The 21,968-nt window shown below is 63.5% G+C and carries 22 protein-coding genes and 1 tRNA gene; 14 read left to right on the top strand and 9 right to left on the bottom strand.

Going from position 1 to position 21,968, the window contains the following annotated elements:
• Nucleotides 1–118 precede the first annotated feature (118 nt).
• Nucleotides 119–1,345, top strand: coding sequence for a caspase family protein (locus AC0L2Y_RS08410; RefSeq protein WP_473555264.1), 1,227 nt, complete (start codon nt 119–121; stop codon nt 1,343–1,345).
• A gap of 3 nt (nt 1,346–1,348) precedes the next feature.
• Here AC0L2Y_RS08410 and AC0L2Y_RS08405 read toward each other — a convergent pair whose 3' ends face one another.
• Nucleotides 1,349–1,585 (bottom strand): hypothetical protein, encoded by a 237-nt coding sequence (locus AC0L2Y_RS08405; RefSeq protein ID WP_473555263.1) that lies wholly within the window; start codon nt 1,583–1,585, stop codon nt 1,349–1,351.
• 110 nt (nt 1,586–1,695) lie between these two features.
• Here AC0L2Y_RS08405 and AC0L2Y_RS08400 point away from each other — a divergent pair, with 110 nt between their 5' ends.
• Nucleotides 1,696–2,352: a TetR/AcrR family transcriptional regulator gene (locus tag AC0L2Y_RS08400; protein ID WP_473555348.1), complete on the top strand. Its 657-nt coding sequence runs from the start codon at nt 1,696–1,698 to the stop codon at nt 2,350–2,352.
• A 43-nt stretch (nt 2,353–2,395) separates the two neighbouring features.
• On the opposite strand, the gene AC0L2Y_RS08395 is transcribed toward AC0L2Y_RS08400, so the two are convergent.
• On the bottom strand, nt 2,396–3,313 hold the full coding sequence (locus AC0L2Y_RS08395) for a peptidylprolyl isomerase (RefSeq protein ID WP_473555260.1): 918 nt from the start codon (nt 3,311–3,313) through the stop codon (nt 2,396–2,398).
• A 252-nt stretch (nt 3,314–3,565) separates the two neighbouring features.
• On the opposite strand from AC0L2Y_RS08395, the gene secA reads away from it, so the two are divergent.
• Nucleotides 3,566–6,298, top strand: a complete 2,733-nt coding sequence (gene secA, locus AC0L2Y_RS08390; RefSeq protein WP_352491822.1) for a preprotein translocase subunit SecA — start codon at nt 3,566–3,568, stop codon at nt 6,296–6,298.
• A 63-nt stretch (nt 6,299–6,361) separates the two neighbouring features.
• Here the strand turns inward: secA and AC0L2Y_RS08385 are convergent, their stop codons facing one another.
• A complete protein-coding gene (locus AC0L2Y_RS08385; protein WP_473555257.1) occupies nt 6,362–8,956 on the bottom strand; it encodes a helix-turn-helix transcriptional regulator in 2,595 nt (864 codons plus the stop codon).
• A 201-nt stretch (nt 8,957–9,157) separates the two neighbouring features.
• Here AC0L2Y_RS08385 and AC0L2Y_RS08380 point away from each other — a divergent pair, with 201 nt between their 5' ends.
• The 7 genes from AC0L2Y_RS08380 (at nt 9,158) to AC0L2Y_RS08350 (ending at nt 14,691) form a co-directional block, all read left to right on the top strand.
• Entirely contained in the window at nt 9,158–9,430 is a 273-nt protein-coding gene (locus AC0L2Y_RS08380) for a DUF4242 domain-containing protein (protein WP_023677971.1), read from the top strand.
• A complete protein-coding gene (locus AC0L2Y_RS08375; RefSeq protein ID WP_473555255.1) occupies nt 9,408–9,719 on the top strand; it encodes a hypothetical protein in 312 nt (103 codons plus the stop codon). Before AC0L2Y_RS08380 ends, AC0L2Y_RS08375 begins: the two co-directional genes overlap by 23 nt.
• A 159-nt stretch (nt 9,720–9,878) precedes the next feature.
• Nucleotides 9,879–10,379, top strand: a complete 501-nt coding sequence (locus AC0L2Y_RS08370; protein WP_473555252.1) for a hypothetical protein — start codon at nt 9,879–9,881, stop codon at nt 10,377–10,379.
• Nucleotides 10,380–10,525: 146 nt separating this feature from the next.
• The gene (locus tag AC0L2Y_RS08365; RefSeq protein ID WP_473555346.1) at nt 10,526–11,926 is read left to right on the top strand and encodes a lipopolysaccharide biosynthesis protein; all 1,401 of its coding nucleotides are present in this window, start codon (nt 10,526–10,528) and stop codon (nt 11,924–11,926) included.
• Entirely contained in the window at nt 11,926–13,206 is a 1,281-nt protein-coding gene (locus AC0L2Y_RS08360) for a GNAT family N-acetyltransferase (RefSeq protein WP_473555250.1), read from the top strand. The genes AC0L2Y_RS08365 and AC0L2Y_RS08360 overlap by 1 nt, the downstream gene beginning before the upstream one ends.
• A 426-nt stretch (nt 13,207–13,632) precedes the next feature.
• Nucleotides 13,633–14,241, top strand: coding sequence for a hypothetical protein (locus tag AC0L2Y_RS08355; RefSeq protein ID WP_473555248.1), 609 nt, complete (start codon nt 13,633–13,635; stop codon nt 14,239–14,241).
• A 243-nt stretch (nt 14,242–14,484) separates the two neighbouring features.
• Nucleotides 14,485–14,691, top strand: a complete 207-nt coding sequence (locus AC0L2Y_RS08350; RefSeq protein WP_292659581.1) for a sugar phosphorylase — start codon at nt 14,485–14,487, stop codon at nt 14,689–14,691.
• Between the two features lie 88 nt (nt 14,692–14,779).
• Here AC0L2Y_RS08350 and AC0L2Y_RS08345 read toward each other — a convergent pair whose 3' ends face one another.
• Both AC0L2Y_RS08345 and AC0L2Y_RS08340 read right to left on the bottom strand, forming a co-directional pair.
• Entirely contained in the window at nt 14,780–15,517 is a 738-nt protein-coding gene (locus tag AC0L2Y_RS08345; RefSeq protein WP_473555245.1) for an SDR family NAD(P)-dependent oxidoreductase, read from the bottom strand.
• A gap of 142 nt (nt 15,518–15,659) precedes the next feature.
• Nucleotides 15,660–16,475 (bottom strand): antibiotic biosynthesis monooxygenase, encoded by an 816-nt coding sequence (locus AC0L2Y_RS08340; RefSeq protein WP_473555243.1) that lies wholly within the window; start codon nt 16,473–16,475, stop codon nt 15,660–15,662.
• A 134-nt stretch (nt 16,476–16,609) separates the two neighbouring features.
• On the opposite strand from AC0L2Y_RS08340, the gene AC0L2Y_RS08335 reads away from it, so the two are divergent.
• On the top strand, nt 16,610–17,041 hold the full coding sequence (locus AC0L2Y_RS08335; protein ID WP_473555241.1) for a winged helix-turn-helix transcriptional regulator: 432 nt from the start codon (nt 16,610–16,612) through the stop codon (nt 17,039–17,041).
• 101 nt (nt 17,042–17,142) lie between these two features.
• Here the strand turns inward: AC0L2Y_RS08335 and AC0L2Y_RS08330 are convergent.
• The 3 genes from AC0L2Y_RS08330 to AC0L2Y_RS08320 form a co-directional block, all read right to left on the bottom strand.
• A tRNA-Leu gene (locus tag AC0L2Y_RS08330) sits at nt 17,143–17,227 on the bottom strand.
• Nucleotides 17,228–17,384: 157 nt separating this feature from the next.
• On the bottom strand, nt 17,385–17,846 hold the full coding sequence (locus tag AC0L2Y_RS08325) for a CPBP family glutamic-type intramembrane protease (protein ID WP_473555240.1): 462 nt from the start codon (nt 17,844–17,846) through the stop codon (nt 17,385–17,387).
• 443 nt (nt 17,847–18,289) lie between these two features.
• Nucleotides 18,290–20,149 carry an ABC transporter ATP-binding protein gene (locus tag AC0L2Y_RS08320; RefSeq protein WP_473555237.1) on the bottom strand — a complete coding sequence of 620 codons (1,860 nt, stop codon included), beginning with the start codon at nt 20,147–20,149 and terminating at the stop codon, nt 18,290–18,292.
• Here AC0L2Y_RS08320 and AC0L2Y_RS08315 point away from each other — a divergent pair.
• From AC0L2Y_RS08315 to AC0L2Y_RS08305, 3 genes are all read left to right on the top strand, one after another.
• Entirely contained in the window at nt 20,130–20,441 is a 312-nt protein-coding gene (locus AC0L2Y_RS08315; protein ID WP_473555235.1) for a hypothetical protein, read from the top strand. The genes AC0L2Y_RS08320 and AC0L2Y_RS08315 overlap by 20 nt on opposite strands.
• 81 nt (nt 20,442–20,522) lie before the next feature.
• A complete protein-coding gene (locus AC0L2Y_RS08310) occupies nt 20,523–21,110 on the top strand; it encodes a YqaA family protein (protein WP_023677958.1) in 588 nt (195 codons plus the stop codon).
• Between the two features lie 29 nt (nt 21,111–21,139).
• Nucleotides 21,140–21,658, top strand: coding sequence for a disulfide bond formation protein B (locus AC0L2Y_RS08305; protein WP_473555232.1), 519 nt, complete (start codon nt 21,140–21,142; stop codon nt 21,656–21,658).
• Nucleotides 21,659–21,677: 19 nt separating this feature from the next.
• On the opposite strand, the gene AC0L2Y_RS08300 is transcribed toward AC0L2Y_RS08305, so the two are convergent.
• Nucleotides 21,678–21,941: a hypothetical protein gene (locus AC0L2Y_RS08300; protein ID WP_473555230.1), complete on the bottom strand. Its 264-nt coding sequence runs from the start codon at nt 21,939–21,941 to the stop codon at nt 21,678–21,680.
• Nucleotides 21,942–21,968 lie beyond the last annotated feature (27 nt).

Here is a 21,968-nt window from a genome sequence, read left to right as displayed (position 1 = left end):
CGCAAGGCGTTTTCACAGCCGTTACGGGTGCCGGACGCCTGACGCCTGCCGCGGCAGCAAGCAGGCTGTTGCAAATTTGTTGGTGTCGCTGCGACCGATAGCGCTATGATCCTGCCCGATGGGCAGGCTTGTGGTCTTGGCACTGGCGTTTCTGGGCTTTCTGCTGCTGCGCGCCGATGCGCAGACGGCGCGGCGCGTAGCGCTTGTGGTCGGCAATGGCAGCTACGCCGAAGCCGGTACGCTGGCCAATCCCGTCAACGATGCGCTCGACATCGCCGACAAGCTGCGCGCCATCGGCTTCGAGGTGATCGAAGGCAACGATCTCGGCAAGCGCGAGCTCGAACGCAAGATCGGCGAATTCTCCGATGCGCTGCAAGGCGCCGGTGTCGGGCTGTTCTACTATGCCGGCCATGGCCTGCAGGTCGACGGGCACAATTTCATCGTGCCGGTCGACGCCAGGCTGGATATGCCGGTCAAGCTGCAGCTCGAGGCGGTGCCGATCGACGAGGTTCTCGACATCATGGAGCAGCAGACCAAGGTCAGCCTGGTCTTCCTCGATGCCTGCCGCAACAACCCGTTTGCCCGAAGTCTCAGCCGCAGCGCCACGACACGCTCGGCGACGGCTCTCGCCGGCCTTGCCCAGTTCGAGTCGACACGCGGCTCGTTCATCGCCTTCTCGACGGCGCCCGGCGCCGTCGCAATGGACGGGACGGGGCGAAACTCGCCCTTTGCGGCGGCGCTTTTGCGGCACATGGCTGAGCCCGGACAGAGCATCAACGACATGATGATCGCGGTGCGCCGCGACGTCGTTTCCGCAACGCGCGAGGCGCAGCGTCCCTGGGAGCAGGGATCGCTGCTCGAGCGCTTCGAATTCGTTCCGGGCGGAGACACTGCCCAGCAACCGAAACCGGCCGTTAGCCCGGCGCCCGCGTCCGAGGTGGCCGCGCTCGAGCGCTCCGTCGGCGACAAGGGCGCCATCGAGCAGTTTCTGCGCCAGGACTATCTGGCGCCTGATGCCAGGAGAATGCGCGAAACCGTCAAGCGGCTTTATGGTTCGTCGGCCACCATCTACGGCACGCGTTACGACAGCGAGGCCATCGTCAAAGTCAAGACCGACTGGTTCGCGCAATGGGCGTCGTGGTCGTTCGGTCTCGAGCCCGGCAGCCTCGAGGTGACGCCGAACGGCAAGGATCGTGCCGACGTGGTTTTCGCCATGAGCTACGATTATGTGCCCAAGGACAAATCGGCGCAGCGCCTGACCGGCAAGGCGCAGGTGACGCTGGAACTCGTGCTGGCCGACGGCGCATGGCGGGTTGCGTCGGAAGCGTCGCAAGCGCTGGAATGAACATCAGCGGACCGCAGGGTTGATGAACCCGCGAAACACCCGCTGCACGCCCGGAATCAGCCCCCAGATCATGATCGAGACCATAAGCGGCGCGATGACCAGCGTACGCTGCCAGATTTGCCATTCCTGCGTCAGCGGAAAAACCACGTACAAAATGGCAGTGATCAGCGGGTAGACGCCGAGCAGCACCAGCAAAGCGAAGCGCAAGCGCGAAAAGCGGGTGGCGGCGGTCCAGGTCATTGTTTTTCTCTCTATCGTTACGGAACGTTTCGTTACATATAAAACGGATCGTTCCGTTTCGTCAAGAGTTGTATATGATGGCTGCAGAAATCGCGGGTAAGGAAGAAGAAATGGGCGAAACCACCGATCCCGGGCGCAAATCAGCCGGCGCACGGCGCAGCCCCGAAAGCGCCGATGCCATTCTTGATGCCGCCGAGGCGGTACTGGTCGAGGCCGGCTATTCCGGCTTCTCGATCGAGGCTGTGGCGCGCCGCGCACGCGCCGGAAAGCCGACGATCTATCGCTGGTGGCCAAGCAAGGCCGCCTTGCTGCTCGACGTTTACCAGCGGCAAAAGCGCGTCGACAATCCCGATACCGGGAACCTGGAGCAGGATCTCGTCGGCTTCCTGAAGAGCTTGTTCGCGCACTGGCGCGACACATCGTCGGGCAGCGTGTTCAGATCGCTGATTGCCGAGGCGCAGTCGGACGAAAAAGCCGCCGCCGCCCTTGCCGAATACGCGCGAGGGCGTCGCGTCCACACCGGCCAGATGGTCGAACGCGCCAAGGCAAGGGGAGAGGTGGCAGCCGATGTCGATGCCACGGTCGTCGCCGACCTGATCGCCTCGTTTGCCTGGGCGCACCTTCTGACAGACCGCCTGGACGAGGACGAAGCGATCTTACGCAGGGCGGTCGGCTATATCTTGAAAGGCATAGTCGCTGGCGATGCCGGCGACGCCACGGCGGTCCGGCGGCGGCGTCGACGCATCATCGCTCGCCCTACCAAATAGAAGCGACAGGGCGGCAGCGCGCCCTGTCGTAGCTCAATCTGGCCTACTTCGCGCTTTCCAGTGCGTCGACCGTCTTCTTCAGGTTGGCATCGGGGATGTCGACCTTGGCGTTGGCGCGCAGCGACTTGACCAGCGCGAAATACTTGTCGCGGATGACCGCCTGGCGCGCCTGGTCCTTGACCTGGTCGAAGGCCGGCGGCTGCTTGGTGCGCTTGTCCTCGACCTTGATGACGTGCCAGCCGAACTGCGACTGCACCGGCTGCTCGGTGTATTTGCCGACCGCCAGCGCAAACACCGCCTTGTCGAACTCCGGCACCATCTGGCCAGGCCCGAACCAGCCGAGATCGCCGCCGCTGGTCTTGCCGCTCGGATCGCTGGTGTGCTCGTTGGCGAGTTTCTGGAAGTCGGCGCCGCCGTCGAGCTGCTTGATGATGGCGTCTGCCTCTTCCTTCGTCTTCACGAGGATGTGACGGGCGTGCACCTCATTGCTGGGCGGCGTGTTGGCGATTTCCTGGTCGTAGCGGGCGCGGACCTCGGCATCGGTAACCTTGTCGACGACGCCCTTCTCGACCATTTCGCCATGCAGAGCGCGCTGCTGCAGGAAGGCCATGCGGCGCTGGAAGTCGGGATCCTTGTCGAGGCCGGTGGTCACCGCCTGAGCCGCCATGACGCGGATTTCGATCGCCGCCGACAGCGCCGCGGCGCGGCGCTGCTCGGGCGGAAGCTGCGCGAACTGCTGCGACAGCTCGCCCTCGGCAAGCCCAAGGTCTGCCTCGGTCAGCGTCTGGCCGTTGATGGTGGCGACCACGGCGTTCGGATCGACCGGCTTGGCCGCCGGGGCGGGTGCTGCCGGCTGGGCAGGGGCGGCTTCCTGCGCCATCAGCGGCGACAGCGAGAGGGCCGACAGCCCGAATGCCAGACCAAGGCTGGCGAGCGACGCGCGGCGGAACAATATAGACATTACGATTATCTCCAAAGCGGGGTAGCTAGAGCGGAATGGCTTCCAGACCAGCAGGATTGTGGCGGAATTTGGCGCGGTCGACAGGGCGAGCGCGGCGTTGACATCGAATGAGCCCCCTCTTATCTGTCCAACGACTTTGCGTCCAGAACCGTTTTCCGGGCGCTTTTTGCGTTTGTCCGCGTTCACGTGGAGTTGATGGGGCCGGCCGGCGCCCGTCGCAATGACTTGGAATGCTATCGAAAGGGCCATTGGATGGTCAGTCTCGGCGGTCTCGCCCGTAAGGTTTTCGGCTCCTCCAACGATCGTCGGGTCAAATCGACCCGGCCACGGGTCGAGGCGATCAACGCCATGGAAAACGAGATGCGGGCGCTTTCCGACGCCGAGCTTCAGGCCCGCACGGACAAATTCCGCCAGGACATCGCCAACGGCGCCAGCCTCGACGACCTGCTGGTGCCGGCCTTCGCCACCGTGCGCGAGGCCGCCCGCCGCGTGCTCGGCATGCGCCCGTTCGACGTGCAGCTGATCGGCGGCATGGTGCTGCACAATGGCGGCATTGCCGAGATGCGGACCGGCGAAGGCAAGACGCTGGTGGCGACGCTGCCGGTCTACCTCAACGCGCTCGCCGGCAATGGCGTGCATGTCGTCACCGTCAACGATTATCTGGCCACGCGCGACTCCGAATGGATGGGCCGCGTCTACAAATTCCTCGGCCTCAAGGTCGGCGTCATTGTCCATGGCTTGTCCGACGAAGAGCGCCGCGTCGCCTACGCCGCCGACGTCACCTACGCCACAAACAACGAGCTCGGCTTCGACTATCTGCGCGACAACATGAAATACGAGCGCGCCCAGATGGTGCAGCGCGGCCATAGCTACGCGATTGTCGACGAAGTCGATTCCATCCTGGTCGACGAAGCCCGCACGCCGCTGATCATTTCCGGTCCGCTTGAGGACCGTTCGGAAATGTACAACACCATCGATACCTTCATCATCCAGCTGCAGCCGCAGGACTACGAGATCGACGAGAAGCAGAAGACCTCGATCTTCACCGAGGAAGGCACCGAGAAGCTGGAGAACATGCTGCGCGATGCCGGCCTGCTCAAGGGCGAGTCGCTCTACGACGTCGAGAATGTCGCCATCGTCCACCACGTCAACAACGCGCTGAAGGCGCACCGGCTGTTCCAGCGGGACAAGGACTACATCGTCCGCAACGGCGAGATCGTCATCATCGACGAGTTCACCGGCCGCATGATGCCCGGCCGCCGCTATTCGGAAGGCCTGCACCAGGCGCTTGAAGCCAAGGAGCACGTCGCGATCCAGCCGGAGAACCAGACGCTCGCCTCGGTCACCTTCCAGAACTATTTCCGCCTCTACAAGAAGCTCGCAGGCATGACCGGCACGGCGCTGACCGAGGCCGAAGAATTCGCCAACATCTACAATCTCGACGTCACCGAGATCCCGACCAACCTGCCGGTCATCCGCATTGACGAAGACGACGAGGTCTACCGGACGGTCGAGGAGAAATACAAGGCGATCGTCAAGGAGATCAAGGAAGCCCGCGCCAAGGGCCAGCCGACGCTGGTCGGCACGACCTCGATCGAAAAGTCCGAACAACTGGCCGAACGCCTGCGCAAGGAAGGTTTCAAGGATTTCGAGGTGCTGAACGCCCGCCATCACGAGCGCGAGGCGGCGATCGTCGCCCAGGCCGGCAAACCCGGCGCCATCACCATTGCCACCAACATGGCCGGCCGCGGCACCGACATCCAGCTCGGCGGCAATGCCGACATGCGCATCGCCGAGGAGCTTGGCGACATGCCGGCCGGCCCCGAGCGCGAGACCAGGGAAAAGGAAATCCGCGACGACATCGCCCGCCTAAAGGAAAAGGCGCTCGCCGCCGGCGGCCTCTACGTGCTCGCCACGGAACGCCACGAATCGCGCCGCATCGACAACCAGCTTAGAGGTCGTTCAGGAAGACAAGGCGATCCCGGCCGCTCGAAATTCTTCCTGTCGCTGCAGGACGACCTGATGCGCATCTTCGGTTCCGAGCGCATGGACGGCATGCTGCAGAAGCTCGGCCTCAAGGAAGACGAGGCGATCATCCATCCGTGGATCAACAAGGCGCTGGAGAAGGCGCAGAAGAAGGTCGAGGCGCGCAACTTCGACATCCGCAAGAACCTCTTGAAATATGACGACGTCTCCAACGACCAGCGCAAGGTGGTGTTCGAACAGCGCCTCGAGCTGATGGACGGCGAAGGCCTGTCCGAGACCATCACCGAGATGCGCGAAGGCGTCATCGAGGAGATCGTCGCCAAGAACATCCCCGAAAACGCTTATGCCGAGCAGTGGAACGTCGCCGGGCTCAAGGCCGAGATCGCCGAATTCCTCAACCTCGATCTGCCGGTCGAGGACTGGGTCAAGGAAGAAGGCATTGCCGAGGACGACATCCGCGAGCGCATCAGCCAGGCCGCCGAAGCCGCCGCCAAGGATCGCGCCGAGCGATTCGGCCCCGACGTGATGAGCTATGTCGAGCGCTCCGTGGTGCTGCAGACGCTCGACCATCTGTGGCGCGAGCACATCGTCAACCTCGACCATCTGCGCTCGGTCGTCGGCTTCCGCGGCTATGCCCAGCGCGATCCGCTGCAGGAGTACAAGGGCGAGGCGTTCGAGCTGTTCCAGGCGATGCTGGGCAATCTGCGCCAGGCCGTCACCGCGCAATTGATGCGCGTCGAACTGGTCCGCCAGGCAGCGGAAGCGCCGCCGCCCGAAGCCCCCGACATGTTCGGCAGCCATATCGACGGCAGCACCGGCGAAGACGATTTCGAAGGCGGCGAGACGGCCGTGCTGGTCCGCCAGGAGACCAATGCCATCGTTGCCCCCGAAGACCGCGACCCGAAGAACCCGGCCACCTGGGGCAAGGTCGGCCGCAACGAAGCCTGCCCGTGCGGTTCGGGCAAGAAGTATAAGCATTGTCATGGGGCGTTTGCTTAAGCGATTTTTTTCGTAGGTCGGCGGGCCCCTCTCTGTCCCGCCGGCCCTTGCCTGTTCAGAAGCTCAAATCAGCCCTGAATCGCGTGCCGCGGCCGTTGCCTCACCCCGCGAAACCGCGTCCAGTTTCCCCAGAACCGCCGAAACGTGGTGATCGACCGTCTTCGGCGAAATCGTCAGCTGCTCGGCAATCCGCTTGTTGGAGAAGCCGCGCTCAATCAGTTGCAGCACCTCCATCTGGCGCTGGGTCAGGCCGGCACGATTGGCACGCGTCGTATGCCGCGGCCCCCTTGCAATGTTGCTGACGCCGTTGCGGCGCATGATATCGCGCAGGTGAACGGCGACGGGCCTGGCGCCGAGGCTCTCGAAAATCTCCAGCGCCGAGCGCTGCGCGGTCTCGTCGCCCTCTGCCAACGCCAGCCCGCGTTCGTAGGGCGCGTTCATCTCAGCCCATAGTCCTGCCGCCGTCTGCCAATCGCCGGCGAGCAGCAGCCGGTAGGGCGCGGCCATCCCGGCGGTGTCGCCGGGATCCATGTCCGGCGCCAGCTTCTGCCGCCACATCGCCAGCTCGCCGAAGACCGCCCGCGTCGTCGACAGGCTCTCGGCCAGCGCGATCAGGCCGAGCGCCTCGTCCCGATCGCCCTGGCCAAGCCATGCCCGCTCGGCCATCAATGCCGCATAGGGCGCCAGCCGCTGCAATTCCGATCCCTTTTCGAGGAACCGCGCCATTTCGGCAAGCAGCGGCTCGGCGGAAGGATCGCTGCGCCGTACGCGCAGCTTTGCCAGCGCCACCACAGCGGGATGGCGGACCAGCATCGTCGCCTGCTCGTTGGCGATCACCTCGAGTGCCTCGGCCGCAGCCTCTTCCCATTGCCCCTGGCGCAGCAGCAGCTGCGCCAGCACGCCGCGCATATAGTCGCGCCAGGTGACAAGGTCGTTTTCGACGCAATAGTTGATGCCGCGATCGAGGAACGAGCGCGCCTCATCAAAACCGAGCTGGTTCATCTCGCTGCAGGCGCTGTTGGTGAAGGCGCGCGCCGCATGTTCCTGGAAGTTCTGCTCCAGCGCGATCTCCAGGCTGCGGGCAAGGTGCAGCCGTCCGCTCGCCAGATCCAGCCATTGCTCGGCGCTGCCGACATTGTTGAGCGCGTGGCAGACGATGTCGGGCCGGTTCAGTTGTTCGGCGAGCGCAATCGCCTTGTTGCCGAGCCGCAGCGTGTCGTCGAGTCTTTCGGCCAGCATCGCTAGTTGCGAGAGGTTGGAATAGGCCATGGCGAGTTCCGGCCCGGCCGGCGCGGTCTCCAGCAGCTGAACCGCCTGCTCGCCAAGAACGTCGGCTGCCTGGCGGTCGCCAAGCAGGTAGGCGAAGCGCGACAGCCATCTGAGGCAATCCCCTTCCTTCGCCGCATTCCCCTGGGCCTGATGCAGCCGCCGCGCTTGGTCCTGCGCGGCGACAGCCTCGTCGATCTTGCCGATCAGATGGCACTCGAAGGCATATGTCTCATAGAGCGCCGTGCGCTCCTCCAACGGCAGGCTGTCGGCCTGCTGCAGCACGGCTTCGTAGAAGCCGGCGGCATCGCGATGGGCGCCGACCCGAGAGGCCTCGCGCGCCGCAACCGGCGCCAGTTCACGCACCGCCTGCAGATTGTGCGCCTCGACCGCGTGGTGCACCAGGCGGCCGGTGGAGACCTCGCTGTTTTCAAGCAAGGCGGTCAGGGCGCGCTGATTGAACTGCCGCCGGTGGCTCGTCGTCAGCATCGCCTCGATGGCACGGCGGGCAATCTCGTGGCGGAAGGCATAACCATTGCCCAGATCCTCCAGCAGGCCGTTGGCGACGCATTCAGCAAGCTGGCCGGCGCTGGCGACGCCGCAGAGGCCCTGCAACGCCCAGGCATCGGCCCGCCGGGGGAAAACAGACACCGCGTCGAGCATCGCACGGGCACCGGCTGACAGGCGCTCGGCGCGCGACAGAACCGCGTCGCGCACGCTTGCCGGCAGCGCCGTTTTTTCCTCGCATCCGCTGCACAACAGCTCGGTGACGAAAAAGGCGTTGCCCGCCGTCGCCCGGTAGATGGCATCGCCATTGCGGCCGGCCGCCTCGGCCAGCGACAGCACCGCCGCCTCGCTGAGCAACGGAACGTCGATGCGCGCGACGCTGCCTGCCGGGATTTCGCCGAGCGCGCGGCGTACCCGCACCTGGCCCTCGCTGCGGTCGGTGCACGCCGTCAGCAGCAGCAGGAGATGGGTGTTGGCGATGCGCCTGCCGAGAAAGCGGACGAAATCGAGCGTCGCATCGTCGGCCCAGTGCAAGTCCTCGATGACCAGCAAGGTCGGCTGCGCCTTCGTCTCGAAAATATCGAGCGCATCCGAAAATAGCGGCAGCCTTTGCCCTTGCCGATGATCGATCGCCTGCGGCAGCACCCATTGCGCGTCCCGCGCCAGATCGTAAAGCGGCCCGAGCGGATCGGGTATCGACAGATCCTCGCAGGCGCTGCGCAAGATGCGAGTGCTCTGCACCATGCGATCGACAAAGGCCTCGACAAGCGCGGTCTTGCCAGCTCCCGCCTCGCCGGCAAGCACCGCGACGCAACCACGGCCGCGCCCGGCCTCCGTCAGCAGCCCATCGAGTCGCTCAAGCTGTATCTGCCGTTCCAGAAGCATCATTCGCTCACGGAGATCGAGTTCATCGAAAAAGCGGACCCGCGATGGACCCGCCAACATATCCCCCGCCCTTAACGCTGCCAACATAGGGAATCGTCCCGCCAAAAATGGGGAAAGGTTCCGATGTGCGCTCTTGCCGGGCGTGATCAATGTCGAGCCGCGCTCAGATCGGGCGCGACCGCTGGAGAAAGGAAGGCTTCGATGCCTCGCTATTTGATAGAACGCACATTCCCGGATGGCCTCAACGTGCCGATGAACGAGGCCGGCGCCGACGCGCTGGGCGGCGTCGTCATGCGCAATGCCGAAAAGGGTGTCACCTGGCTGCAGTCCTACGTGTCGCCGGACAAGAAGCGCAGCTTCTGCATCTACGACGCGCCCTCGCCCGAAGCGATCCGCAGCACCGCCCAGAAGAATTCGCTGCCCGTCGACAAGATCACGGAGGTGCGGGTTCTTGACCCCTACTTTTATCGCTGACCGCTGGCAGGCCTCCCATGGCGGAGACGAGGATGAGTATCAGACTGCCCTTCGCGGCAATGGCGACATGCCTGATGGCATGCCGGTCGGCGAACCGGCGCCTGTCGTGGGAAACCCCGGCGGCTCCCTGCTTGGCCGTCTATGGCGGATCGCGGCGGCGCTGCCTTCGCATCTGCTGGGCAGGCGGCGCCGGCTGCCCCCGCAAGACGACTATCTGAGGCAGGACATGGGCCTTCCCGACCGCGAGCAGCGGCACGAATATTGGGAATATTATTGGTGGGACCATTAAGGCGCCGCGCCGTTTTGACGGGCTGAAAACAAGCCGCGGAAACGGCCGCACCATTGCGGCCGACATGAAAACAGGACGAACGACCTGTTTCGCAAAATTCCAACGGACGCCGCAGCGTTGAGCAGACCCGCGCGGCCTCAAACAACCGGAGAGAAACACATGAACATCAATCCTTGCACCGGGCGCCTCGCCGCCCTGGCCATCCTGTCGATCGCCGCCACCGCGGCCCAGGCGAAGGACGGCAATCCGCTGGCCGACAAGGTGCGCGCCGCCAACAGCCGCTTCGAGAATGTGGCGGCGGCGACCGCCGAGGGCTATGCGCCCCTTCCTTGCGCCAGCGGCATCACCGGCGGCGCCATGGGCATCCACTACGTCAATCCCGGCTACCTCAAGGACGACGCTGTCGATGTCGCCAAGCCCGAAGCGGTGATGTACGAGCCGATGGCCGACGGCACGCTGAAACTGATCGCGGTCGAATACATCACGTCGAAAGGCCCGGCATCGCTCGATGGGCATCTGTTCAACTTCAACAGCGCGCCCAACCGCTATGGTCTCGGCCCGTTTTACGAGCTGCATGTCTGGGCCTGGAAGGGCAACCCGACCGGCGCGTTCGCCGATATGAACCCGAAGGTGTCGTGCGAACCGGTGAAGGGTATGTAGGCGGCCAACGCCCGCCCCGCCCCTCATCCGCCTGCCGGCACCTTCTCCCCGTATAGAGACGGGGCGAAGGTGCCACCCAACCGTTTCTTAATGTGTTTTCGTTAGACGCATAGCCAGAAAGAGGCGGAAAACGGAGTGTGATCGGGGTGCGTTTTTCCGCGGCGACGACAGCCGGGCGGTTCCTGCCGCAGCGCCTTGCGCTGCGCATAAGACCGCTGCTTGGCCTGATCGATGCCTTGCTGTTCAGCGCCGGCGCGCGCGGCGAGGCCGGCCGCATGTCGCTGATCGCCTTTTCGGTCCGCATCGTCAGCGCCGTCATCGCCTTCGTCAGCCAGGTCCTGATGGCGCGCTGGATGGGCTCGTTCGAATACGGCATTTTCGTTCTCGTCTGGGTGACGATGGTCATCGTCGGCAATCTCGCCTGCCTCGGTTTCCACACCTCGATCATCCGCTTCATCCCCGAATATCGCGAGCGCGGCATGCTGGCCGAATTGCGCGGTATCGTGCGGGCCAGCCGGCTGTTCGTGCTGATTGCCTCGACGGTGATCGCCGGCATCGGCGCGCTCGGCGTCTGGCTGCTGTCGGCCTATATCGAAGACTACTACGTCGTGCCGTTCATCCTCGGCATCATCTGCCTGCCGATGATCGCCATGTCCGACCTTTTGCAAGGGCTGGCGCGAGCCAATTCCTGGGCGCTGTTTGCGCTGTCGCCGACCTTTCTGGTGCGGCCAGTGCTGATCCTGGCGTTCATGGCGCTGATGCTGCTGGCGGGCTACGCGCCGGACGCGAAAACGGCGATCTTCGCCGCCATCGCCGCCACCTATGCCACCACGCTCGGTCAGCTCATCGGCGTCACCTCGCGCATCGACAAAAGGATCCCGGCCGGGCCGATGAAGCTGCATTTCGGCCAATGGTTCATCGTCTCGCTGCCGATCTTCCTGGTCGAGAGCTTCTTCTTCCTGCTCACCAATGCCGACGTGCTGATGGTCGGCGCCTATCTCGATCCCAACGACGTCGCCGTCTATTTCGCCACGGTCAAGACGCTGGCGCTGGTGCATTTCGTCTATTTCGCCGTCAAGGCCGGTGTCGCCCAGCGCTATGCGCAATTCACCCATGGCGAGCCGCACAAGCTCGCCGCCTTCGCCCGCGAAACCGTGTCGTGGACCTTCTGGCCGTCGCTGGCGATGGCGCTGCTGGTGTTGGCGCTGGGCGAGCCGATGCTGACCCTGTTCGGCCCGGAATTTTCCGCCGGCTATCCGCTGCTGTTCCTGCTGGTGTTCGGCGTCGTCGCCCGGGCCGCCGTCGGCCCTTGCGAAAGCCTGCTCACCATGAGCGGCAACCAGAATATCTGTGCCGCCGTCTATGCCATGACGCTGGCCTTCAACATCGCGCTCAGCGTCGTCCTGATCCCGCTCTTCGGCCTGTGGGGCGCGGCGATGGCCACCGTCTTCGCCATGATCTTCGAGGCCGGCGCGCTGTCCTTTACGGTCTGGCGCAAGCTCGGCATCGCCATGGCCATTTTCGTGCCCGCCAAAGGAGCCGCCTGATGGCTGCCGTCCCCTTGCTCGAGGAAACCAGCGGCGGCCCGGCCGGCACCATGGTGTCCGGCCTTGCCGGGCTTGCCCGCGAAGCCGATCCCGCCCATGTCGAAATCCCCGCCAACAACCGGCCCGAGCGCAGGCTTGCCATCTATCCGGCCTCCGCCGGCTTCGACCTGGTCGAGGAACTCGACTATCTCTGCACCCGCACGATCGAGCCCAACGTCTTCTTCAATCCGCGCTTCCTGGCGCCGGCCATGCCGAGGCTCGAGGACCGCGAGGTGCGGCTGGCGGTCATCCGCGACGGCGACCAGTATCGCAATCGGCTGCGCCTGCTGGTGCCGTTCTCGGTCGAGCGGCCGATGGTGCCGCTCGGGGTTCCCGTCATGCGCACCTGGTCGAGCCCGTTCGGCCCGATCGGCACGCCGCTGGTCGACCGCGACGATCCGATCGGCGTGATCGAAGATTTCTTTTCGATGCTGTCGAGGCCGCATCTCAAACTGCCGAAGGTCTTCGTGCTGCCCGACATAAGGCTGGACGGCCCGGTGGCGAGCCTGCTCGCCAGCGTCGCCGAGACACGCGGCCTGACGCTGGTCACCACCGGCAAGGCCGACCGCCCGGTGCTCGAAAGCGAGCTCGACGGCGAGGAGTATCTGAAAGCTTCGCTGCGCGCCCACCATTATCGCGAGTTCCGCCGCCTGAAGCGCCGCCTCGCCGACCTCGGCCGGCTGGAGCATGTCGTGGCGCGCGGGCCGGACGAGATCCGCCACGCCATCGAAAATTTTCTGACGCTGGAGGCTGCCGGCTGGAAGGGCCGCGAGCGCACCGCCATGGCCATCGACCGCTACCGCGCCGCCTTCGCCCGCGAAGCGGTGCACCGGCTGGCCGAGCAGGATCTCTGCCGTATCCATTCGCTGACGCTCGACGGCCGCACCATCGCCTGCCTGGTCGTCTTCGTCGAGGCCGGCGTCGCCTACACCTGGAAGACCGCCTATGACGAGACGCTCGCCGCCTATTCGCCGGGCACGCTGCTGATGATCGAGGTGACCAGGCAGCATCTCGACGACCCCAACATCATGATGACCGATTCCTGCGCGGTGCCCGACCATCCGGTGATGAGCCGGCTGTGGAGCGAACGCAAGCCGATGGGCACGCTGGTGATCGGGCTGACGCCGGATGCCGACCGCCTCGCCCGCCAGGCGGCCTCGCAGCTTCACCTCTACCGCGAGACCCGCAACATGGCGCGCCTGCTGCGCAACCGGATGAGAAGCCTGCTGCGCCGGCGCTAGTGCATCGGGTCCTAGGGATGCGACCGGATCGGCTGTTGGTCAGGTCCGCACCATGGGCTATTGCACATGGAGTCCCCCTCATCCGGCCGCTTCGCGGCCACCTTCTCCCCGCTGGGGAGAACAGGCGGACGCCCGCGCTGTTCCCCTGCTCGTCTCCGGTCGGGGTGTGGTGGTCTTGCCCTCTATTCCCCTTAGCATTTGTGTTGGCAATCCGGGTGAGGGGGCACTTTCCCCTGAGCGACTGCCCGCGTCTCCGAACCATCGGCCCGCTCGGGCCTAGCTCGTCAGGGTTAATTCTCCCGATCAACGGAAAGGATTAGCATCGACGCAGTCCCAACCGGGATGAGGCGATCAATTACGGCCGCGCGTCCAGCATCATTGCCGCCTCGGTCCTGCACGGCCAGAAGAAAAATCTGGGAGGAATGCATGACGAAAACAACTCACCTCAGGCGTCTCGGTATCCTCACATTGGCAGGTCTCGTTGGCGCGTGTCTGAATGCCGCCGCGCCTCGGGCCGCCGAACCCGACAAGGCCGAGATCGATGCCCTGCGTAAATCGCTGTCCAGGTATGAAGACTACAAGGTTGCCGTTCGCGAGCTTTATTTATCGACGGTTGGATGCGTCTTCTACAGCGGAGAAAAGGTGGAAGGGGCGATGGACTACCCGAAGGGCGCGATGGGCATCCATTTCGTCAATGTCACGACTGTCGGCCCGACCGCGGATCCGACGCGCCCCAATGTGCTGATCTATGAGCCGGTCGGCGGCGAATTGCGCCTGGTCGGTGTGGAATGGCTCGTGCCCTTGACGCCGGACACCAAGGAGCCGCCGAAGCTTTTCGGCCAGACATTCATGGGGCCGATGGAGGGGCATTATCCGCTCATCCCGAAGGAGTTCCACCACTACGACCTTCACGCCTGGCTGTTCAAGGAAAACCCGCTCGGAATGTTCAGCCCGACGAACCCGGACGTGAAATGCGACAATTATGCGTTTCCGATGCCGGAGCAGCCGACCAAGATGGTGCCGGGGCCGATGTGATAGCTCAGGCTACGATCCGAGCTTGCCAGGGCTGCCGGATCTCAGACGTTATCCCAGAGGACGCTCCCGGGATAACGTCCAACCAAACTCCGTGCCCGGACTTCGGACTCGTTTTGCCGTTTGGCAATCACGACTCGACCCCGACGCGAAGTGACATCGGGAACCTTTCGCAGGGGACATGGTTCCGAATGGGCGGCGAAAGCGTGCTGCTCCTCATCCTGCTGTCGCCAAGGAGATTCGACCATGAAACTTCGCGAGTTGTTGGATCAAGTAAAGGACCTGCCGCCTGACACCTTGGTTTGTGCCGCCGAAATCGATGAAGCCTTCGCAGTCAACGTTGTTGGCGTTGAAGCTGTCGGGAGCGCCAGAATCCAAAGCCGCAAGCCGGATGGCACCGAAGCTGTCGAACTCGCCAACGGGACCGAGAAAGTCATCGTGATCCGCTGGTGAAAACCGGGAAGTTTCGTTCAACAGCAGCGGTGTTGCTCACCACTGGCGCTGAATTGCAAATCCTGGCAGCGCACTGATGGCGGTCGCCCTATGGCTTGGCGGGCATGGCTTGGACGAAAGCCGCCATCTGGCGTTCGAGCGCCTTGAACGCGCTGCCGCGCCAGCTCTCGGCCATTGATGCCGATTTTGGATCCGGGAAAATTTCCTCCTCCCCTCGCGCCATACCGTCCAGAATACCTTTCGCGACGCTCTCCGCGGAGCTCTTCGGTATGTCGGCGTCTCTGCTCATGTCGGTGTCTATGGGACCGGACAGGACCGCATGAACGCTCACGCCACGAGCCCCGGCGAGAGCACGTAACGACTGAGTCATGGAGAACGCGGCGGCCTTCGACAGCGAGTAGGACGGAATAATCGGGAAGGGAACGAGGGCCGCTTCCGACAGGATGTTGACCACGGCGCCGCGCGAACGCGTGAGCAGCGGCAGCAATGCGTGGGTTACGCCATGCACGCCGAGCAGGTTGACGGCGAGGTGTCGCTCGAGCGCAGCACGATCGCCAAGGTCGTCATAGAGCCCGATGCCAGCGTTGTTGATGAGGATGTCGAGAGACCCGATCCGCTCGACAGCCGCCTCAATCTGCGCCGTATCGGTCACGTCCAGGATCAGCGGCGTGACACGCCGATCCGCGTGGGCGAGCGGTTTGCGCGCGCCGGCATAGACGCGCTTGGCACCCCGCCTCAATATTTCCTCGACCAGCGCCTTGCCGAGGCCGCGGTTGGCCCCGGTCACCAGAACGGCCTTGTCTGTGACTTCCATCGATTTCAGCACGGCGATCTCTCCTCCTACTTGCATGAGTGCAGGCGATTTATTCTTGCATCATGCAAGTCGGTTATAATTTTCTGTTCCATGCTTGGATGCCGTCCCCCTTTGCATTGCTCCAGGGCAGCCGGCGTCGGGCGAACCCTTGCAATTAAGACCTGACTTCCAATGTCGTGTAGGAGATCGGCGACGGCCGCTCCAGGAAGGCACCGGTTATGGCCGAAACGAAATTCTTCGCGTCCGCCGAGCCCAGGAAAGCGTCGCGCTCCTGCTTCGATGCCCAGCGCTCGACGCAGATGGTAACGTTGGGCTCTGCCTGCGAGCGAAAGACGCTGTAGTCGATGCATCCGCTTTGCTTGCGGGCCGCCCCCGCTACGTCCCGCAAGGCATCCCGCACCTTGCTCTCGATGCCGGGCTTGGCCGCTGCCGTCGTCATGACGATCATCTCGGCGCCATCGCCCGCCGCTTTGCGCTCGAGACCGATGTTCTCGTTTTGCGGCACGACCGTTGGATTGGCGTTCTCCTCGCCTTTGTTGGGCTGCCCCTTGCCCGTCGAAATCAGGTCGCGAAGGCTTGCGACATAGAAACGCCAGGAATCATGGCAGACATCGTAGCATTCTTCACTCGGCTTCAGCCCGACATGGGTGAAACGCAGCTCGGTCCCTTTGTCGGTTGGCGCGATCTCGAAGACCACGTCCGTGCCGGTCCACTCGGTCGCATCCTTGACGAAGTTGAAGTAGTTCTGAACGACGTGCCAGACGACCTTCCTGCCGGGCACAAGCTCGGTGACCTTGAAGGTGCCGCGGTGGATATCCTTGAAGTGATAGTAGAATATCGCATCGAGTCTATCGGTATCGCCATCGATGTCTTCGGACCACCAGGCGCGCGGATTGACAACCGCCGCAAAAACCTCTTGCGGGCTTTGCTCAACGACAAATGACGTCGTGTAATCTTCTTGCTTTTTCATGACATATCTCCCGTCTGGATCTGATTGGTGGACACCCGAAATCTCGGGCGATGACGTGAGCGACCTCTTTCGCTTGCATCATGCAAGCACAATGCATACTTGCATGATGCAAGTCAACAGGGTATGTTCACACCATGCTTGGTCGTCTCTATGAAAAACAGAACTGCTCGGCCTCACGCGCCCTGGAACTGGTCGGCGAGCGCTGGAGCCTGTTGATCCTGCGCGACGCGATATTCGGCGGCTACACGCGCTTTTCGCAATTCCAGAAGAGCCTGGGGATCGCCACCAACATCCTGGCCAAGCGACTCGAGGATTTTGTCGAGGCCGGTCTGATGGACCGTCGCCCGGGCACCGCCGGCGAGCAGTCCGAATACGTCCTGACCCGGAAGGGCCTGGAATTCAAAACGGTCATTATCGCGCTGACCGAGTGGGGCGACAAATGGGTGCGGCCCGGACCCATCTTCTACTGCGACCAATCCGACGGTAAGCCCGTCGAGGTGCAATTGCGCCGCGCTGGCAATGGCAAGCAGGCCGACCTCGCCGACGTCGTGGCGGCCCTCCGCTAGGCATGGCGGCGGGGCTGGCGAGGTGCAATCATTTCAGTGGGTTGGACGATCCCACCCACGCCATTGGCTTTAATAAGAAGTGGCGTGGGGATTTTGGGAAGTGGTGCCCCTAGCCGGGATCGAACCAGCACTCCTTGCGGAACTCGATTTTGAGTCGAGCGCGTCTACCAATTCCGCCATAGGGGCTCAGGCCGGGCGGCCTGGATGGGCGCGGACTATACGGTTGGAGGCCTGTTCGTCAACTGGCCAATTCCCGGGAACCTATCTAGCCCAAGCCCAGGCTTTCGATTTCGTCCTCGAAGGCTTCGGTCCATAGTGGGCATCTCAGCCCGTTTGAACCCTTCTACCGCAACAGCGGCCACAGAATGCCGATGAATACCGACGCCCCATCCATGAGCCAATGCGCCGTCGCCAACGGCAGGATGCGGCGCACCCGCAGGTACACGAGGGTGATGAATGTCGAATGTGCGATTGGCGCCAAGAGCCGGTAGAGCATGAAGTGTGGGTCGAACGTCAGCGGCATCACCGCATGCTGAAACGACCAGGAAAACGCTACGACGGCGACGGCAAATCCCGTGCTTCCCGACAAGACTTGGAAACGCGGCAGAAGATAGCCGTTATAGGTGGTCTGCTCCGTAATGCCCCAGACCAACGGAAAGATCAGCACCCCGTAGAGCGCAGGCAAGAGCGGCAAAGGTCCGTATATTTGCGGTGCGTCAGCGTTGCCATAGACCAACAAGCTGCTGGTGGTGATCCCACCGTAGATGAAAACGAGGCTCGGGAGGATGAGCGCAACGCCCAGCAACAGATCGCGCCCAAGCGTTTGCGATCGAAGCCGATCAAATCGAGCAAGGTGATGCCCTCGCGCCGCGCAAGCCACCAAAGGAGGCCAAGGCAGCCCGCGTCGATCAAGCTGCCGTATACCGGCAGCCAAGCCCCTGCGTCGCGCCAGGGCGTCGCCGAACCGTGCGCAGCGTACATGGCCGCAACGAAGCCCTGCGCGGCAACAGCGAAAGCCGACCGTGCGAACAACATCAGGGCGGGGCCGGACCATGTCAGCGCGCCGCCAGATTGCCGCTCGAGAATGGCGGCACGGGAGTTCGGGATTGTGGCTTCGCTCATGATCGGATGGAGTGGGATCGGCGTCCGAACGCTACGGCGGAAACGAGTTCAGCCGATTCCGGTTTCCGGAGTGAAAGCAGAATGTATCGAGCCGGCCATCAGCAAACCATCATCACCGAGGGCGGCTCACATCTCCTCGAGGGCGTCGGCAATATAGCCGCCGGTCTGAAGCTTCCACAGTCGGGCATAGAGCCCGTCGCGCTCCAGCAGCGCCGATGGTTTTCCCTCCTCGACGATGCGGCCTTTGTCGAGGACGACGATCCGGTCCATCCTGGCAATGGTCGACAGGCGATGGGCGATGGCGATCACGGTTTTGCCTTCCATCAGAAGAGCGAGCTTGTCCTGGACCGCCGCCTCGGCTTCGCTGTCCAATGCGGACGTCGCCTCATCGAGAACCAGGATTGGCGCGTCCTTGAGCAGCACCCGGGCGATCGCGACGCGCTGGCGCTGGCCGCCGGAAAGCTTCACCCCGCGGTCGCCGACGAAAGCGTCGTAGCCGATGCGGCCTTCACCATCTCTGAAATCGGCGATGAAGCCGTCGGCCTCGGCCAGCATCGCGGCGTGCTCCACCTCCTCCGGCGGGGCATCGGGCCGGCCATAACGGATGTTGTCGCCGACGGAGCGATGCAGCAGCGAGACGTCCTGGGTGACGACGCCGATGCTCTCCCGAAGGCTGGCCTGGGTCACGCTGCGGAGATCCTGCCGATCGATCAGGATCGCGCCGCCCTTCAGCTCGAAGAACCTTAGGAGCAGGCTGACAAGGGTCGACTTGCCGGCGCCGGAGAGGCCAACGAGCCCGACCTTCTCGCCTGCGCGCACGGTGAGCGACAGGTCTTCGATCACCCGTTGCCCCTCGCGGTATTCGAACTGGATATTCTTGAACTCGACTTCGCCGGCAGTGACGTCGAGCGGCTTGGCGTTCGGCACGTCTTTTATGGTCGGCGGCGTCGTCACGACCGGCATTGCGTCACGGATGGTGCCCACCGCCTGGAAAATCTGCTGGCCCATCTGCAGGAAGGCACGGGAGTTGGCATTGAGCCGCTGCACGATGGCGATCGAAGCGGCGAACTGGCCAACCGTGACGAAGCCGGCGACAAATCCCCAGAGCCCTATAGCAACGTTGGTGAGAAAGAGGGCAACGTTGAGCAGGACGACGCCCATGTCGGTCGTCAGATAGATGCGCCTTTCGCGCTGCTGGGTCTCGATGGCGTTTTCCATGACGGTCCGCATCGCGCCCGCCTCGCTGTCTTCCGCCGCAAACAGCTTGACCATCTGGATGTTGCTGTAGAGGTCGGTCATGGCGCCGACCACGAGGCTTCGCCCCCGCGCCGAGCGGCGCGACCGCTCGGAATATTGGGGTACCGCCACCACCGCAATGGCGATGTTGGCGGAGATCCAGACGAAAACCGGAAGCGCCAGCGGCCAGGACAACGCGCCAAGCAGAACGAGCGAACCGACGAGTTGCACCAGGAACAGCGGTATTCTGTAGAAGGCCACGACGATCTGCTGCTGCACGGCGGATGCGACTTGCGAAATGCGCGACGCCACCTGACCTGCAAAGAGGTCGTGGAAGAAGGCAAGGTCCTGGCGTTCCACCGCCTTGTGGCCCTGCCACTGCATCGCCGCCGGCATGCATACGGCCACCGTCTGCGAGTTCAGCGCGTTGCCCACGAAGATGAGCAACGGCAGCACGGGCAGAACCAGCACGCCGAGCACGGCCAGCGTCGGCCAGTCCTCCTGCAGGAACACCGCCGCGCCCTTCGCGCTCACCCCGTCGACGACGAACGAGGCACCCCAGATCGTCGCAAGGTTGATCCCCTCGACCGCCATCATCAGGATGGTAATGGCCGCAAGGGTGCTGCGGAACATCCGCGCAAAATGCAGGAGCAGTGCAAACGGCCCGCTCGCAGGCAGCGGCGCGGGTGGAATATCCAGCGGACGGATGAGCGTCTCAAAGGGGCGATAAATGAAATCAGACAACGACATGGCGGCGCAAAGGGCGAAGCAGGGAGAGAGGATGCGACAGGAATCACCGGTATTTAAACACGGATCGTGTTCGACCGGAAAACGCGGCAACGTATTAGAACTCGCCTTGACGCATTTCAGGCACAAAAGTTCGATGCTCTTGCCTGTTCGTCAACTGGCCAATTCCCGAGATCCGGTCTCGCTCAAGCCTCAGCCTTTCGATTTCGTGAAGCAGCTGCCATTGTGCAGCGCGGAAAATCTTTCTAGACAGGCGGCGCATGTCATTGAAGCGCACCCTGTCCGACGAGGTTGATGCGGGGCGCTTCCAAGTCTTGTTTGTGCCATGTCGTGATCCCAAGACCGCTACTGGTTTGGGCGTGCATTAGGAGTGCCGATGCTTCGCGGACTTTACGACTGGACCTTGTCGCTGGCGGCGAGCAAATCCGCCGAATGGTGGCTGGCCTTCATCGCCTTCGTCGAGAGCTCAGTGTTCCTGGTGCCGGCCGACGTGCTCTATCTGCCGATGGCGCTGTCGCGGCCGGATCGCGCCTATCGTTACGCGCTGGTCGCGACCGTCGCCTCGGTGCTGGGCGGCATCGCCGGCTGGTTCATCGGCCATTATGCCTATGATGCGGTGGCGCGGCCGATCCTCGAATTTTATGGCAAATACGACGAGTTCGAGGCGATGCGCGTCTCGTCGGGTGTCGGCTTCATCATCCTGATGCTGGTCACCTCCGGCCTCGCCCATCTGCCGCCGATCAAGGTGGTGACGATCCTGTCCGGCGTCATCGGCGTTCCTTTGCTGCTGTTCATCGTGCTGGCAATTGTTGCGCGCGGCGCCCGCTTCCTGTTTCTCGCCTGGCTGTTGCGCCGCTATGGCGAGCCGATCCGCCACTTCATCGAAAAGCGCCTTGGCCAGATTGCCGGCGCCGCCGCCGCTGCCCTGATTTTGCTCTATATCGTCGTCAAATACGCCGTCTGAACGGCATCGAACCGAATGGACTGAGTCCGATGACAGCGACCGTGAATCCCGATACCGGACGCCAGCGGCTGCGCACCGCCCTGTTTCTCGCTGTCGCCATGGCCGCCACGGTCGGCTCGGCGCTGGCCTTCCAGTATCTCGGCGGCTACATCCCCTGCAAGCTCTGCCTCGAGCAGCGCACGCCTTACTACGTCGGCGTGCCCTTGATGCTGCTGGCGGTGCTTGCGTCGGCCCTCAAGGCGCCAGCCTGGATAAGCCGTGGCCTGCTGGCCATTGGCGGCCTGCTGATGCTCTACGGCGTCTATCTCGGCGTTTATCACTCCGGGGTCGAATGGGCGTGGTGGCCGGGCCCGACCGATTGCACCGCAGCCGCCGGACCGGTGGACACCGGCGGCAAGGGCGTGCTCGACGCTCTCGACAAATTCGTCCCGCCCTCCTGCGACAAGGCGGCGCTCCGCATCCTCGGCCTATCCTTGGCCGGCTGGAACGCCATCGCCAGCTTTGTCCTGGCAGCCGTAGCCTTCCGCAGCGCCTTCGCCCGCGATTGAGCAAACAGATTAGGGCTGCTCAGACCTGCTCGACGCTAAGGATGTGCATCGCTCCGTGCTCACCGAGATACGCGGCCAGACAGTCCCAGAATTCATCGAGCAGGGCCTTTCCGTCGGCGTCAAAGTTATTTCGTGCGATTAGCAGAAGTCTCCCATCGGCATAGGTGCAGCTAGGCCGCTCGTGCCAAGTCCGATGGGTGCGAAACTCTTGCTCTATCTCGATGGCCGCTTGCGCACCTGACCGCGGCGCGACGTCGAGGCACTCGATCGTGATCTTGTACATGCGTCGGCCAAACAGCCCCGATGTTGA

Source organism: Mesorhizobium sp. WSM4830 (genome assembly GCF_055811495.1).
Note: the sequence above shows the minus strand (reverse complement) of the source record. Positions and strands in the feature narration are given on the sequence as shown.